This is a genomic window from Streptomyces sp. NPDC028991 (assembly GCF_055564775.1).
Map to the genome: position 1 here is coordinate 453,880 of NZ_JBVHVP010000002.1, position 14,044 is coordinate 467,923.

General features: G+C 71.6%; 17 protein-coding genes. 9 read left to right on the forward strand and 8 right to left on the reverse strand.

The genetic code is table 11. The features are described from left to right. Positions 1-31: 31 nt before the first annotated feature. Positions 32-1,435: an FAD-binding oxidoreductase gene (locus ACZ4V1_RS06205; RefSeq protein ID WP_468330053.1), complete on the reverse strand. Its 1,404-nt coding sequence runs from the start codon at positions 1,433-1,435 to the stop codon at positions 32-34. Positions 1,436-1,568: 133 nt separating this feature from the next. Between ACZ4V1_RS06205 and ACZ4V1_RS06210 the strand changes: the two genes are divergently transcribed. From ACZ4V1_RS06210 to ACZ4V1_RS06225, 4 genes are read left to right on the forward strand one after another with little or no spacing between them, the layout of a single operon-like run. Continuing rightward, on the forward strand, positions 1,569-2,078 hold the full coding sequence (locus ACZ4V1_RS06210; RefSeq protein ID WP_468330056.1) for a phosphatase PAP2 family protein: 510 nt from the start codon (positions 1,569-1,571) through the stop codon (positions 2,076-2,078). Beyond that, the gene (locus ACZ4V1_RS06215) at positions 2,071-3,021 is read left to right on the forward strand and encodes a decaprenyl-phosphate phosphoribosyltransferase (protein ID WP_468330058.1); all 951 of its coding nucleotides are present in this window, start codon (positions 2,071-2,073) and stop codon (positions 3,019-3,021) included. The genes ACZ4V1_RS06210 and ACZ4V1_RS06215 overlap by 8 nt, the downstream gene beginning before the upstream one ends. Continuing rightward, on the forward strand, positions 3,015-3,500 hold the full coding sequence (locus ACZ4V1_RS06220) for a GtrA family protein (RefSeq protein WP_468330061.1): 486 nt from the start codon (positions 3,015-3,017) through the stop codon (positions 3,498-3,500). Before ACZ4V1_RS06215 ends, ACZ4V1_RS06220 begins: the two co-directional genes overlap by 7 nt. After that, positions 3,488-4,516 carry a YihY/virulence factor BrkB family protein gene (locus ACZ4V1_RS06225; RefSeq protein ID WP_468330063.1) on the forward strand — a complete coding sequence of 343 codons (1,029 nt, stop codon included), beginning with the start codon at positions 3,488-3,490 and terminating at the stop codon, positions 4,514-4,516. The genes ACZ4V1_RS06220 and ACZ4V1_RS06225 overlap by 13 nt, the downstream gene beginning before the upstream one ends. Here the strand turns inward: ACZ4V1_RS06225 and ACZ4V1_RS06230 are convergent. Beyond that, entirely contained in the window at positions 4,464-5,858 is a 1,395-nt protein-coding gene (locus tag ACZ4V1_RS06230) for a D-alanyl-D-alanine carboxypeptidase family protein (RefSeq protein WP_468330927.1), read from the reverse strand. The two genes, ACZ4V1_RS06225 and ACZ4V1_RS06230, sit on opposite strands and share 53 nt — an antisense overlap. Here ACZ4V1_RS06230 and ACZ4V1_RS06235 point away from each other — a divergent pair. Next, positions 5,848-6,087 carry an SCO4848 family membrane protein gene (locus tag ACZ4V1_RS06235; RefSeq protein ID WP_468330066.1) on the forward strand — a complete coding sequence of 80 codons (240 nt, stop codon included), beginning with the start codon at positions 5,848-5,850 and terminating at the stop codon, positions 6,085-6,087. The two genes, ACZ4V1_RS06230 and ACZ4V1_RS06235, sit on opposite strands and share 11 nt — an antisense overlap. Before the next feature lie 59 nt (positions 6,088-6,146). Then, positions 6,147-7,691 carry a metallophosphoesterase gene (locus ACZ4V1_RS06240; RefSeq protein ID WP_468330069.1) on the forward strand — a complete coding sequence of 515 codons (1,545 nt, stop codon included), beginning with the start codon at positions 6,147-6,149 and terminating at the stop codon, positions 7,689-7,691. Here the strand turns inward: ACZ4V1_RS06240 and ACZ4V1_RS06245 are convergent. From ACZ4V1_RS06245 to ACZ4V1_RS06260, 4 genes are all read right to left on the reverse strand, one after another. Then, entirely contained in the window at positions 7,682-8,443 is a 762-nt protein-coding gene (locus ACZ4V1_RS06245) for a TetR/AcrR family transcriptional regulator (RefSeq protein ID WP_468330072.1), read from the reverse strand. The genes ACZ4V1_RS06240 and ACZ4V1_RS06245 overlap by 10 nt on opposite strands. Positions 8,444-8,454: 11 nt before the next feature. Continuing rightward, complete coding sequence (locus ACZ4V1_RS06250; RefSeq protein WP_468330075.1) at positions 8,455-8,946, reverse strand: thiol-disulfide oxidoreductase DCC family protein; 492 nt, start codon at positions 8,944-8,946, stop codon at positions 8,455-8,457. Between the two features lie 4 nt (positions 8,947-8,950). Then, a complete protein-coding gene (locus tag ACZ4V1_RS06255; RefSeq protein WP_468330078.1) occupies positions 8,951-9,358 on the reverse strand; it encodes a hypothetical protein in 408 nt (135 codons plus the stop codon). Between the two features lie 112 nt (positions 9,359-9,470). Continuing rightward, the gene (locus tag ACZ4V1_RS06260) at positions 9,471-9,881 is read right to left on the reverse strand and encodes a VOC family protein (RefSeq protein ID WP_468330081.1); all 411 of its coding nucleotides are present in this window, start codon (positions 9,879-9,881) and stop codon (positions 9,471-9,473) included. 168 nt (positions 9,882-10,049) lie between these two features. Between ACZ4V1_RS06260 and ACZ4V1_RS06265 the strand changes: the two genes are divergently transcribed. From ACZ4V1_RS06265 to ACZ4V1_RS06275, 3 genes are all read left to right on the forward strand, one after another. Continuing rightward, positions 10,050-10,490, forward strand: a complete 441-nt coding sequence (locus ACZ4V1_RS06265) for a TM2 domain-containing protein (RefSeq protein WP_468330084.1) — start codon at positions 10,050-10,052, stop codon at positions 10,488-10,490. Beyond that, positions 10,483-10,902 (forward strand): DUF2752 domain-containing protein, encoded by a 420-nt coding sequence (locus tag ACZ4V1_RS06270; protein ID WP_468330086.1) that lies wholly within the window; start codon positions 10,483-10,485, stop codon positions 10,900-10,902. Before ACZ4V1_RS06265 ends, ACZ4V1_RS06270 begins: the two co-directional genes overlap by 8 nt. Before the next feature lie 241 nt (positions 10,903-11,143). Then, positions 11,144-11,413 carry a TM2 domain-containing protein gene (locus tag ACZ4V1_RS06275; RefSeq protein ID WP_468330089.1) on the forward strand — a complete coding sequence of 90 codons (270 nt, stop codon included), beginning with the start codon at positions 11,144-11,146 and terminating at the stop codon, positions 11,411-11,413. 91 nt (positions 11,414-11,504) lie between these two features. Here ACZ4V1_RS06275 and ACZ4V1_RS06280 read toward each other — a convergent pair whose 3' ends face one another. Both ACZ4V1_RS06280 and sdhA read right to left on the reverse strand, forming a co-directional pair. After that, positions 11,505-12,278, reverse strand: coding sequence for a succinate dehydrogenase iron-sulfur subunit (locus ACZ4V1_RS06280; RefSeq protein ID WP_468330092.1), 774 nt, complete (start codon positions 12,276-12,278; stop codon positions 11,505-11,507). Further along, positions 12,278-14,032 carry a succinate dehydrogenase flavoprotein subunit gene (gene sdhA, locus ACZ4V1_RS06285; RefSeq protein ID WP_468330095.1) on the reverse strand — a complete coding sequence of 585 codons (1,755 nt, stop codon included), beginning with the start codon at positions 14,030-14,032 and terminating at the stop codon, positions 12,278-12,280. The genes ACZ4V1_RS06280 and sdhA overlap by 1 nt, the downstream gene beginning before the upstream one ends. Between the last annotated feature and the right edge of the window lie 12 nt (positions 14,033-14,044).

Consider the following 14,044-nt stretch of genomic DNA (forward strand, 5'->3'; position numbering starts at 1 on the left):
GGGGTTCGTAGAGGGGTGCGCCCGGGTGTTCCTAGAGGCCGAGGCGCCGGGACAGGTCCGAGACGAACACCCCGCGCGGGTCCAGCTCCGCACGCAGCGCGCGGAAGTCGTCCAGGCGCGGGTACATCGCGGCGAGCAGCTCGGGCCGCAGCCTGGAGTCCTTGGCGAGGTAGACCCGGCCACCTGCCTTCGCGACCTCCTCGTCGAGGTCGTCGAGGAAGACGCCGAGGCCCGGCAGCCCCGCCGGGATGTCCAGGGCGAGGGTCCAGCCGGGCACGGGGAAGGAGAGCCAGCCCGGGTCCGCGTCGCCGAACCGCTTGAGGACGGCCAGGAACGACGGGCAGCGGTGGGCGCAGATGCGCCGCACGATCCGGCGCAGGGCCTCCTCCTGGCCGTGGCCGACGACGAACTGGTACTGCACGAAGCCACCGCGGCCGTAGATCCGGTTCCAGTGCGGGACGCCGTCCAGCGGGTGGAAGAAGGTGGAGATCCGCTGGAGCCGCCCCCGGCTCTCCCGGGGGGCCTTGCGGTACCAGAGTTCGTTGAACAGGCCCACCGTCGTCCGGCTCAGCAGCCCGTCCGGCACGAGGTCGGGGGCGGCCGGGAGGCGGGAGGTGCGGAAGGCCAGCGGTTCCCGACGCGCCCTCGAGCCCCGCGGCAGCGCGTCCAGCGGGGCGTGGTCGCCGCGGGTGAGCACCGCGCGGCCGGTCGCCGCGCCGCGCGCCAGGAGGTCGATCCAGGCGACCGAGTAGCGGTAGCGGTGGTCGGTGGCCGCCAGGCGGGCCATCAGGTCGTCCAGGTCGGTGGCGCGCTCGGTGTCGACCGACATCAGCGCGGTCTCGACCGGCTGGAGCCGCACGGTCGCGGTGAGGATCACACCCGTCAGGCCCATGCCGCCCGCGGTCGCGTCGAACAGCGGCGTGCCCCGGTCCACGGTGCGGACCCGGCCGTCGGCGGTGAGCAGCTCGAACGACAGCACGTGCCGCGCGAAGGACCCCGACACGTGGTGGTTCTTGCCGTGGATGTCCGCGCCGATCGCCCCGCCGACCGTCACGTAGCGGGTGCCGGGCGTCACCGGCACGAACCAGCCGAGCGGCAGCAGCACCTCCATCAGCCGGTGCAGGGAGACCCCCGCGTCGCAGAGCACGGTGCCGCCGTCGGCGTCGATGGCGTGGACGCGGTCCAGTGCCGTCATGTCGAGCACGGCGCCCCCCGCGTTCTGCGCGGCGTCCCCGTACGCCCGCCCCAGGCCCCTCGGGATGCCACCGCGGGCCCCGCAGTCCCGGACGGCGACGGCGGCCTCCTGGTACGTCCGCGGGCGGATCAGCCGGGCGGCGGTGGGCGCGGTGCGGCCCCAGCCGGTGACGGGGCCCCAGTCGGCGTCGGCGTCGGCGTCGGGGCCGCGGTCGGCGTCGGGAACGGTGTCGGCAGACATGGCGGTGACCGTATCGCCCCCAAGTGAACGATTAGTTCCGAAACAGCCTTCCCATCCCCGAAACGGGTGATTAATGGTATGTCGCTCGATATTGCCGGACTTCCCGCGCAGTCGGCGTGAACAGTGAGTCCACATGGACGACCTCGACGACATGGACCACCGGATCGTCACGGTGCTCAGCGCCCGCGGCACGGACCCGCGCGTGGCCGGTGCCGCGCGTGCCCTGTCCTGGGCCGGGGAGCACGGAGCGCTGTGGCTCGCGGCGGGCCTCGCCGGAGCCGCCGTGGACGGCACCCGGCGCGCGGCCTGGCTGCGCGGCACCGCGCTCACCGCGGGCGCCCACCTCGTCAGCATGGGCGTGAAGCGGGTCGTGCGCCGTCCCCGTCCGGCACACGTCGTGCCCCTGGTGCGCACCGCCGGCCGGCACTCGTTCCCCAGCTCCCACGCCACCTCGGCGGCGGCGGCCGCCGTGGCCTTCGGCGCGCTCGGCGTCCACGCCGCCTGGCCGCTCGCCGCCGCGGTGTGCGTCTCCCGGCTGGTCGTCGGCGTCCACTACCCCTCCGACATCGCGGCGGGCGCCGCCCTGGGCGCGCTCACGGCCCGGCTCGGCGCCGACTGGATGCGCGGAGGCACCCGTGACTGACACCGCCGTCCTGCGGCAACGCGCCCCCGAACAGCAGCAGGAACCCGCGCCGCCCCGCCGGGCGGGCATCCCGGCGGGCCTGCTGCGGACCGCACGACCCCGCCAGTGGATCAAGAACGTCCTGGTCGTCGCCGCTCCGGCCGCCGCCGGTGAACTGCTCTCCTGGCACACCCTGAGCCGGCTCGCCCTGGTCTTCGTCCTGTTCACCGCCTGCGCCGCCGCCGTCTACCTCGTCAACGACGCCCGCGACGCCGAGGCCGACCGCGCCCACCCGGTCAAGCGGCACCGCCCGGTCGCCGCCGGACAGGTCCCGGTGCCGGTCGCCTACGCCGTCGGGGGCGCCCTGGGCGTCCTCGCGCCCGTCGTCGCGGCCTGGCTGTGCCCGCCGGCCGTCGCGGCCCTGCTGACCGCCTACCTCGCCATGCAACTGGCGTACTGCATCAGCCTCAAGCACGTCCTGGTCGTCGACCTCGCCGTCGTCACCACCGGGTTCCTGATGCGGGCGATGGTCGGCGGACTCGCGCTCGGCATCCCCCTGTCCCGCTGGTTCCTCATCACGACCGGCTTCGGCGCCCTGTTCATGGTCTCCGCCAAGCGCTACTCCGAAGCCGTCCAGATGGCCGGAAAGGCGGGCGCCACGCGCGCGTTGCTCACCGAGTACACCACCGGCTACCTGCGCTTCGTCTGGCAGCTCGCGGCCGGCGTCGCCGTCCTCGGCTACTGCCTGTGGGCCATGGAGGAGGGCGGCGTCCCGCACACCAGCGTGCTGCCCTGGCGCCAGCTCTCCATGGTCGCCTTCATCCTCGCCGTCCTGCGCTACGCCGTCTTCGCCGACCGGGGCACCGCCGGCGAACCCGAGGACGTCGTCCTGCGCGACCGGGCGCTCGCGCTGATCGGCTTGGTGTGGGTGGCGATGTACGGCCTGGCGGTGGCCAATTGGTAGGCGGTCACCCGGCGGGGGCCCGGCGCGAACTGCTGGGCTTCGCCGCCGCCGGCCTCCTCGCCTACGCCGTCGACCTCGGCCTCTTCGTCTGGCTGCGCGGCCCGGCCGGCCTCGACCCGCTCACCGCCAAGGCCCTGTCCTTCGTCGCCGGCTGCTCGGTCGCCTACGCGGGCAACGCGCTCGGCACCTACCGGCACGCCCGCCCGCCGGGCCTGCGCCCGTACGCCGTGTTCTTCGCGGTGAACGCCGCCGGGGCCGCCGTACAACTGCTGTGCCTGGCCGTCAGCCACTACGGCCTCGGCCTCACTTCACAGCGTGCCGACACGGTCTCCGGCGCGGGAATCGGCATGGTCCTGGCCACCATCCTGCGTTTCTGGGGCACTAGAACACTGGTCTTCCGCACCGGGGCCGGAACCGGTGACACGACGGGATCATGGACCCGGACGAGCGGGGGCAGAGTCGGATCATGGACTGGCTGAAGAAGCTCCCCGTGGTCGGGCCGTGGCTGGCGCGGCTGATGACCACACACGCGTGGCGCTCGTTCGAGCGGCTGGACCGGGTGAAGTGGACGCGGCTGGCCGCCGCCATGACCTTCACCAGCTTCGTCGCGCTGTTCCCGCTGCTCAGCCTGGCCGCCGCCATCGCCGCCGCCACGCTCAGCAAGGACCAGCAGGACAAGCTCCAGGACAAGATCGCCGAGCAGATCCCCGGCATCTCCGACCAGCTCAACATCCAGAGTCTGATCGACAACGCGGGCACCGTCGGCCTCATCGCCGGTGCCCTGCTGCTCTTCACCGGCATCGGCTGGGTCGACGCCACCCGGGGCTGCCTGCGCGCCGTCTGGGAGCTGCCCGACGAGGAGGAGAACCCCGTCCTGCACCGGGCCAAGGACGCGGGCGTCCTCGTCGGTCTCGGCGGCGCCCTGCTGGTCACCGTCGCCATCTCCACCGTCGCCTCGGCACTGGTCGGCTGGATCATCCGCCAGCTGGGCATCGCCGAGGGCGGCTTCGGCGGGGCGCTGCTCTACGTCGCCGCGTTCGCCGTCGCCGTACTCGCCGACTTCCTCCTGCTGCTGTACGTGCTGACCCTGCTCCCCGGCGTCCAGCCCGCGCGCCGTCGCCTGGTGGTGGCGGCGCTGATCGGCGCGATCGGCTTCGAACTGCTGAAACTGCTGCTGAGCGGCTACATGCAGGGCGTCGCGGCGAAGAGCATGTACGGCGCCTTCGGCGTCCCCGTCGCCCTGCTGCTGTGGATCAACTTCACCTCGAAGCTGGTGCTGTTCTGCGCCTCCTGGACGGCGACGGGAAGCAAGGCGCAGGAGGTGGAGGGGCCGGAAGCCGAGGGACGGGCAGCCGAGGGGCCGGACGGGAAGGCACGGGACGGGAAGGCACGGGACGGGAAGGCACGGGACGGGAAGGCACGGGACGGGAAGGAGCAGGGCGTCAGGGGCGCGTCCGGCGACGGACCAGGTCCGGCAGCGGCCACTTCCGGTTGATCAGGAACGCACCCCCCGCGAGCAGGACCAGCACTCCGGCGGTGATGCCGGCCGCGACGCCGACGCCGCTGGATCCGTCCGCCGCCGGAGCTCCCGCCACCGGCTGCGTGCCGGCGGCGCCCTTCCCGGTGCCGCCCGCCTCCCCGGAGGGCTGAGCGCCCGGCTCGGGGCTCGCCTCCGCGGCCCCCTTGGGCGGCACCAGCTCGCCCACCGGCCGCACCTTGCCGGCCGCCTTGAAGCCCCAGTCGAACAGGCGGGCGGTCTCCTTGTAGACCTCGTTGTGCTCGTCCTTCGCCGGGTTCATGATCGTGACGAGCAGCACCTTGCCGCCGCGTTCGGCCACGCCGGTGAAGGTGGCGCCCGCGTTGGTGGTGCTGCCGTTCTTCACGCCCGCGATGCCCGGGTACACGTCCACGTCCGAGTCGCCGGTCAGCAGCCGGTTGGTGTTCTGGATCTCGAACGGCTTCCGGGACGTCTTGCCCTTCTTGTCCTTCTTCGTCTCGCCCGGGAACTTCGCGCCGACCGTCGAGGCGTACTCCCGGAAGTCCTTCTTCTGCAGCCCCGAGCGGGCGAACAGCGTCAGGTCGTACGCCGAGGAGACCTGCTTCGGCGCGTCGTAGCCGTCGGGGCTGACCACGTGCGTGTCGAGGGCCTGGAGCTCCTCGGCGTGCTCGTTCATCTCCGCCACGGTGTTCTCGACGCCGCCGTTCATCGCGGACAGCACGTGCACGGCGTCGTTGCCGGAGCGCAGGAAGACACCGAGCCACAGGTCGTGGACGGTGTAGGTCTCCTCCTCCTTGATGCCGACCATGCTGGATCCGGCGCCGATGCCCGCGAGGTCGGAGGGCGCGACCTTGTGCTTGGTCGTCTTCGGCCACTTCGGCAGCAGCGTGTCGGCGAACAGCATCTTCAGCGTGCTCGCCGGGGCCAGCCGCCAGTGCGCGTTGTGCGCGGCGAGCACGTCGCCGGACTCGGCGTCGGCCACGATCCACGAACGGGCGGTGAGGTCCTTCGGCAGCACGGGCGCCCCGCCCGCCAGGTCCACCTGCGTCCCGGGCTTCCCGAGCCGCGCGCCGCCCACGGCCGACATCGACGCCGGGGGAGTGGCCGACGGGCTCGCCGACGGACTGGCCGACGGACTGGGGGCGGCGAGCGCGGCGGGCGAGAGGACGAGGAGCGCGGTCAGGGCGGCTGAGGTGACCGTCAGGGATCGCCGGACGGCCTTCTTGGGTGCGGGCACGAGCGAGAACGTACCTCCCGCGACCGGCGCCGTCCCAGCCCCCTCCCCACCCCGCGCACGGATCCGGACAGCGTGCGGCGATACTGAAACCATGAAGCTCAGCCGCCCCGTCTCCTGGTTCCTGCTCGCTTTCGGGGTGTGGAGCTGGATCATCTGGATCACTTTCGTCAAAAATCTGATCAAGGACAGCAGCGGGCTCGCGTTCGAGGACGGCGATCCCACGGCGTACTTCTGGGTGCACCTGTTGCTCGCCGTCGTCTCCTTCGTATTGGGGACGGCCGTCGGGGTCATCGGGTTGCGTGGACTGCGCGCACTGCGCCGAAGGTCATAGGCGTTCCGCGCCGAAGGTCACAGGCGTCGGGGACGCCGCAACCGAGGGGATACGACGGCATGGTGGTCGTCTTCGCGCTTGTCGCGCTGGCGGTGGTGAGCGTCCTCGTGGCGTCCAACTGGTACGTGTGGCGGCGCCTGTTCCGCGACACGACCCGGGGCTCCGGCCCCGTACGCCGCATCGGCGCGGTGGTGGTCGCCGGGGGCTGGGTGCTGGCCGTCGGCGCTCTGGTCGCCGAGCGCGCGGGCGCCCCCTTCTGGCTCCAGCAGGTGCTGGCCTGGCCGGGCTTCCTGTGGCTGGCCCTGTCGATCTACCTGCTGCTGGCGTTGCTGGCCGGTGAGGTCGTACGGCCGCTGCTGCTGTGGTGGCTGGGGCGGCGGGCGGCCGCGCGGCGGACGGAGCCGGAGCCGCTGAGACCCTCGGCCACGGACCCACAGCGCATACCGGCCGGAACGGCCCCGCCCAAGACGGCTCGGACGGCCGAGACGGCTCGGACGGCCGAGACGGCTCGGACGGCCGAGACCCTGACCCCTGAGACCTCGGAGACCCCTGAGGTCGCCGAACACCCCGAACACCCCGAGCACCCCGAGCACCCCGAGCACTCCGAGGCCTCTGGGGCATCTGGGGCATCTGGAACCCCCGAGCCCTCCAGGGCACCCGAGCCCGCCAAGGCCCCCAAGGCCCCCGACCCCGCCGAGGCCGCCAAGGCCCCCGAAGCCCCCGAGACGCCGGCCTCCGGCGCCACGGCCGGCGGTCCGCCCGGCGGTCCTGTCGCGCTCCCCTCCCGCCGCCTCTTCGTCTCCCGCGTCGTCGCGGGTGCCGCCGCGGCGGCGGCCGTCGGGACGGTCGGCTACGGCACGTACGGCGTGCTGAACGGCCCGTCGGTGAAGCGGGTCACCGTGCCGCTGGCCAAGCTCCCGCGCGCGGCACACGGTTTCCGCATCGCCGTGGTCAGCGACATCCACCTCGGCCCGGTGCTCGGACGGGGCTTCGCCCAGAAGGTCGTCGACACCATCAACTCCACGCAGCCCGACCTCATCGCCGTCGTCGGCGACCTGGTGGACGGCAGCGTGAAGGACCTCGGTCCGGCGGCGGCCCCGCTGGCCCAGCTGCGGGCCAGGCACGGCGCGTACTTCGTCACCGGCAACCACGAGTACTTTTCCGGCGCCGAGCAGTGGGTCGCCGAGGTGCGGCGGCTCGGCCTGCTCCCGCTGGAGAACGCCCGCACCGAACTGCCCCACTTCGACCTCGCCGGGGTCAACGACATCTCGGGCGAGGACGACGGCCAGGGCCCCGACTACGCCAAGGCCCTCGGCGACCGGGACCGGGCACGCGCGTGCGTGCTGCTCGCCCACCAGCCGGTGCAGATCCACGACGCCGTCGACCACGGCGTCGACCTCCAGCTCTCCGGCCACACCCACGGCGGCCAGCTCTGGCCGGGCAACCTCATCGCGGGTGCCGCCAACCCGACGCTGGCGGGCCTCGAACGCTACGGCGACACCCAGCTCTACGTCAGCCGCGGCGCGGGCGCCTGGGGACCGCCCACGCGTGTGGGGGCGGAGTCGGACGTCACGGTGATCCAGCTGGCGTCCCGTCAGGCCTGACCGGCGACCTTCCCCTCCGCGCCCGGCTTCTTGGCGGGGTCCGGGAGCGCCTTCGTCATCCCGGGCAGGAAGTCCGTGAACAGCTCGTGCACCTCGCGCACCAGCGGGCGCAGCACCCGGAAGCGGGCCAGCGCGACGCCCCGCGCGGTGAGCCGGGCGCCGCGTTCGGCGAGGCGGTAGCTGCGCTCGCGTCCCTCCGTGCGGTCGAAGATCCAGTACAGGACGAGGCCCATCTGGGAGAGCCACATCAACTCGGGCAGGATGTCCCGCAGTTCCGCCGGCACCTTGGTCTTCGTGCCGGCCAGCACCGAGCGGTGGACGCTGATGGCCTCCACGCGCGCGTGCTCCGACTCCGGGGAGAAGGGGCTGAGCGGACTGTCCGGGTCGGCGGCGTTCTTGAAGAACTGCACCGCGAACTCGTGGTACGGCGTCGCGATGTCCAGCCAGACCTTCAGCACGCCCGCCAGCCGCGCCTCCAGGTCGGTCTCCCGAGCCAGGACCTCCCGGACCGCCGCCTGGTGCTCGGCGGCGATCCGGTCGTAGAAGCCCTGGATCAGGTGCTCCTTGCCGGCGAAGTAGTAGTAGGCGTTGCCGACGGAGACCCCGGCCTCCTGGGCGATGGCCCGCATGGTCGTCCGGTCGTAACCGCGTTCCTGGAACAGCCGCATGGCCGTCTCCAGGATCAGCGCGCGGGTCTGCTCGGACTTGCTGAGGTGGGCTCCGTCATCGGGGCCGTCGTTCTTCGCAGGCACAGGACGAGAGCCTAACGACTGGCGCAGACGTCGTCGTCACAGCCGTGTCCGGGTCCGGTGTACATCCATCCGAGTCCCGGCTCGTAGACCCAGCCGTCGGCCCGGCGGTACCCCTTGCCGCCCCACCGCCGCTGCCCGCCCCGCCACTTGGCGGCGGCCAGGACGGCCCCCCGGGCCAGCCACGCCCCGGTGGGCGTGCCGAGCCGGTGGGCGAGCGCGCGGTGCTCGCGCAGCGCCCACAGGACCACGATCCAGGCGGCGGCGCCCCGGTACACCTGCCCGGCGTCCCCCACGACGGTGACCTCGTCGAGGGTGACGGAGTGGTCGAGGCCGGGAAAACGCCGGCGCGCCTCCGCCGACCCGGCCGGGACCGGTTCCAGCGGCACCAGCCGCGGCTGCCGCAGCAGCCAGTCCCGTACGTGGGTGCACAGGGCGCACTCGGCGTCGTAGAGGACGGTGAGCCGGCGCACCGGGGCGCCGGCCTCCGCGGGAGCGGACGTCATCGGCTCAGGCCCCGGCCGTCGGTGCCACCCAGCCCTGCGGCTGGACCGGCGGCACCTGCTCGCGCTCCATCATCCCGCGCCGCCGGATCTTGTTGAGCACGTACACGTTGCCCAGGTGCATCACCCCGAGTACCAGCAGCACCACACCCAGCTTGGTCGACAGGGCCTCGAAGATCCCGCGCGTGTCGGCGATGGTCTCGTCGTCGCTCAGGTAGAGGGCGACGAAGCCGAGGTTGACCAGGTAGAAACCGACCACCAGGAGGTGGTTGACGGCGTCGGCGAGCTTCTCGTTGCCGTGCAGCACGTCGGCGAGGAAGACCCGGCCGTTGCGGCTGAGTGTGCGGGCCACCCAGATGGTCAGGCCGATGCTGACCAGCAGGTAGATGACGTAGGCGATGACGGTGCGGTCCATGCCCCACCCCTTCTTGAACGCGTTCAAAACGCTGACGGGAGAGACTGTAGACCTGCTTTTGAACGTGTTCAACTCAATGGGGGAGTGGTCCGCGTCACCTCGCCGCGGACCACTACGGGCGGCGGCCGAGCTCCGGACGCTTGGTGTAGTCCGTGAGTCCGACGACGTTCCCCCACGGGTCGGCGAACTCGACGGTCCAGCCGGTGGCGACGGGGAAGGGCTCGTCCAGCGGCGCCACCCCCGCGTCGCGCAGCGCACGGGCCGCCGTGCGGGCGTCCGCCACCTCCAACCACACCCGCGCGGAGGGCCACGGCGGAGGCCGCCGCCCGAACTCCTCCTCCATCCGCAGCAGGATGCCCGGCGTCTCGCCTCCGGCCTTCAGCAGTGCGATCCCCGCCTCGTCGAGCCGGAAGGCGACCGGAAAGCCGGCCCGCTCGTAGAAGTCGACGGCCTCGCCGAGATTCCCGACGGGCAGCAGCACGTTGTCGAACCCGAGCAGTTCGTACGACTCATGATCTGACATGACGTCACATTAGGTGTCCGCGGCGCGAAGCGGGCGGAACCGGCGGGCGGGGCGATGGGGGGTCACTCTCCCGGACGGACGGCCCTCTTCGGGCTCCGACTTCTCTTTGCGCGCCGAGTCCTACAGTATGACCGGCAGTTTCCCGTACCGACCAGGAGTGACACCACCGTGAGCGAGCAGCCGCAGCAGCCGTCCCAGCCGCCCGGTTACGGCTACCCGAACCAGGGTCCCGGCGCGGCCGGCCAGGCCGGCCCCTACGGCTACCCGCAGGGTGGCCACCAGCAGCCCGGCTACCAGCAGCCCCCCGGCGGCTACCAGGCGCCCGGGTACCAGCAGCCCCCCGGCTACTACGCCGGCGACCCCAACGCGCCCTACGGCTACGACCCCTACGGGCGCCCGTACTCCGACAAGTCGAAGATCGTCACCGGCGTACTCCAGCTGTTCCTCGGCAGCTTCGGCATCGGCCGCTTCTACGTGGGCAACGTGGGCATCGGCATAGCCCAGCTGCTCACCTGCGGCGGGCTCGGCTTCTGGGCGCTGATCGACGGCATCATCTACCTCGTCAGCAACGACCGCACGGACGAACAGGGGCGGATCCTGCGTGGCTGACGCGGCCCGTCGCGCGCCGTCCGGAGGGCGGCGCCCGTCGTGGCACCCTGCTGCGGCGCCCCTCGCGGTGCTCGTCGCGGGCGTCGCGGGCGCCGGGTACCTGTGGTCCACCGACCCGCACGAGCCCGGCCACCTCCTGCCCCAGTGCCCGTTCAGGTACGTCACCGGACTGCTCTGCCCGGCGTGCGGCGGCACGCGCATGGCGTACGACCTGATGCACGGTCACTTCGCCGCCGCCTGGCTGGACAACCGTGCCCTGCTGCTCGCCGCGCCGTTCGCCCTGGCGCTGTGGGGCCGCTGGACGGTGGCGGGGCTGCGCGGCCGCTTCTACCGGCCCCGGATCGCCCCGTGGGTCCAGGCCCTGATCCTGCTGACGGCGGTGGCCTGGACGGTGGTTCGCAACCTCGTCTGAGACGCCCCGGCGCCCGTGGTGAGCCGTGGTGCCGATCAAATGATCACGGAATGGGAACGTTCGGCCGAATACACTCCCACAGGTCCCACCAGTCTCTCTATGCTCCCTACGCACAGGGGGGACGGCCACGCCGATGCGTCGTGGGCCGCCGTGCACGGTCAGTGTGCGATCAGCGGTGTTCCTTCCTGGGCCCCCGGGCAATCCGTCCCGGCCCGTCCCACATCTCCCCAGGAGCACCACCGTGACCGTCCCCCCGAACTCCGCCGCCGCTCCCTACGGTTTCGACCCGCAGGGCCGCCCGTACTCCGACAAGTCGAAGATCGTCGCCGGTGTCCTCCAGCTCTTCCTGGGCACCCTGGGCATCGGCCGCTTCTACGTCGGTTCCGTCGGCGTCGGCGTCGCCCAGCTGCTCACCTGCGGTGGCCTGGGCTTCTGGGCGCTGATCGACGGCATCATGTTCCTGGTCAGCAACGACCGCACCGACAAGGAGGGCCGCGTGCTGCGCGGCTGACGCCGCCTCACGGCCTCGTCGCAAGGCAGTACGGCCGAGGGCCCCGATCGATGTGATCGGGGCCCTCGGCCGTACGCTCGGCGCGCGTGGGTCAGTAGCGGCGCGTGATCAGCGCCCGCTTCACCTCGGCGATCGCCTTGGTGACCTCGATACCGCGCGGGCAGGCGTCCGTGCAGTTGAAGGTCGTGCGGCAGCGCCAGACGCCGTCGCGGTCGTTGAGGATCTCCAGCCGCTGCTCGCCGGCCTCGTCACGCGAGTCGAAGATGAAGCGGTGGGCGTTGACGATGGCCGCCGGGCCGAAGTACTGCCCGTCGTTCCAGAACACCGGGCAGGAGGACGTGCAGGCGGCGCACAGGATGCACTTCGTCGTGTCGTCGAAGCGCTCGCGGTCCTCGGCGGTCTGGAAGCGCTCGCGCGTCGGCTCGTTGGTGTCCTTCGTGATCAGGAAGGGCATCACGTCCCGGTACGCCTGGAAGAACGGCTCCATGTCGACGACCAGGTCCTTGAGGACCGTCAGGCCCTTGATGGCCTCGACCGTGATCGGCTTCTCGGGGCTGATGTCCTTGATCAGCGTCTTGCAGGCAAGGCGGTTCTTGCCGTTGATCCGCATGGCGTCCGACCCGCAGATGCCGTGCGCGCAGGAACGGCGGAAGGTCAGGCTTCCGTCGAGGTCCCACTTGATCTTGTGCAGCGCGTCGAGGACGCGCTCCTTCGGGTCGATCTCCAGCTGGAAGTCTTCCCAGGTCGCCTCGGCCGAGACCTCCGGGTTGAACCGGCGGATCCGGAAGGTGACGGTGATGTACGGGGAGTCGGCGAAGCCGGGCTCGGGGGCCGAGTCGCTCTTCTCCATGACAGGGGTAGCCATCAGTACTTACGCTCCATCGGCTGGTAGCGGGTCTGGACGACCGGCTTGTAGTCGAGCCGGATGGACTCGGTGCCGTCGTCGCCCACCTCGCGGTACGCCATGGTGTGGCGCATGAAGTTGACGTCGTCGCGGTTGGGGAAGTCCTCGCGGTAGTGACCGCCCCGCGACTCCTTGCGGGCGAGCGCGGACACCGCCATGACCTCGGCCAGGTCGAGCAGGTTGCCCAGCTCGACGGCCTCCAGCAGGTCGGTGTTGAACCGCTTGCCCTTGTCCTGGATCGCCACGTTCTTGTAGCGGGCGCGCAGCTCGGCGAGCTTCTCGACGGCCGTCTTGATCGTCTGCTCGGTGCGGAACACCATGACGTTGGCGTCCATGGTCTCCTGCAGCTCGCGGCGGAGCGTCGCCACCCGCTCGGTGCCGGTGGAGGAGCGCAGCCGCTCGATCTGCTCGAGGACCAGGGACTCGGGGTTCTCCGGCAGCTCCACGAAGTCCGCCTTCTGCGCGTACTCCGCCGCCGCGATGCCGGCCCGCTTGCCGAAGACGTTGATGTCCAGCAGCGAGTTGGTGCCCAGGCGGTTGGCGCCGTGCACGGACACACAGGCCACCTCGCCGGCCGCGTACAGGCCCGGCACGACGGTGGTGTTGTCCATGAGGACCTCACCCTCGACGTTGGTCGGGATGCCGCCCATCGCGTAGTGGGCCGTGGGCTGGATCGGGATCGGGTCCGTGTAGGGCTCGATGCCGAGGTAGGTCCGCGCGAACTCCGTGATGTCGGGCAGCTTGGCGTCCAGCTGCTCGGGCGGGAGGTGGGTGAGGTCCAGGTAGACGTGGTCGCCCTCGGGACCGCAGCCGCGGCCCTCGCGGATCTCCGTGTAGATGGAGCGGGAGACGACGTCGCGGGAGGCGAGGTCCTTCATGACCGGCGCGTACTTCTCCATGAAGCGCTCGCCGTCCTTGTTGCGGAGGATGCCGCCCTCACCGCGGGCGCCCTCCGTCAGCAGGATGCCCATGCGCCAGATGCCGGTCGGGTGGAACTGGAAGAACTCCATGTCCTCCAGCGGCAGCCCGCGCCGGTACACGGCCGCCTGGCCGTCACCGGTCAGCGTGTGCGCGTTGGACGTCACCTTGAAGAACTTGCCGGTGCCGCCGGACGCGTAGATCACGGACTTCGCCTGGAAGACGTGGATCTCGCCGGTCGCCAGCTCGTAGGCGACCACACCGGCCGACTTCTTGACGCCGTCGACCTCGGTGATCAGCTGGTCCAGGACGTAGAACTCGTTGAAGAACTCCACGCCCTCCTTGACGCAGTTCTGGTACAGCGTCTGGAGGATCATGTGACCGGTGCGGTCGGCCGCGTAGCAGGAGCGGCGGACCGGGGCCTCGCCGTGGTTGCGGCTGTGCCCGCCGAAGCGGCGCTGGTCGATCGTGCCGTTCGGCGTCCGGTTGAACGGCAGGCCCATCTTCTCCAGGTCGAGGACCGAGTCGATGGCCTCCTTCGCCAGGATCTCGGCGGCGTCCTGGTCGACCAGGTAGTCACCGCCCTTGACCGTGTCGAAGGTGTGCCACTCCCAGTTGTCCTCCTCCACGTTGGCCAGCGCGGCGGCCATGCCGCCCTGCGCGGCGCCCGTGTGGGAGCGGGTGGGGTAGAGCTTCGTCAGGACGGCGGTGCGGCTGCGCTTGGTCGACTCGATGGCCGCGCGCATGCCGGCGCCACCGGCGCCGACGATGACGGTGTCGTACTTGTGTACCTTCATGATTTTCGCAGC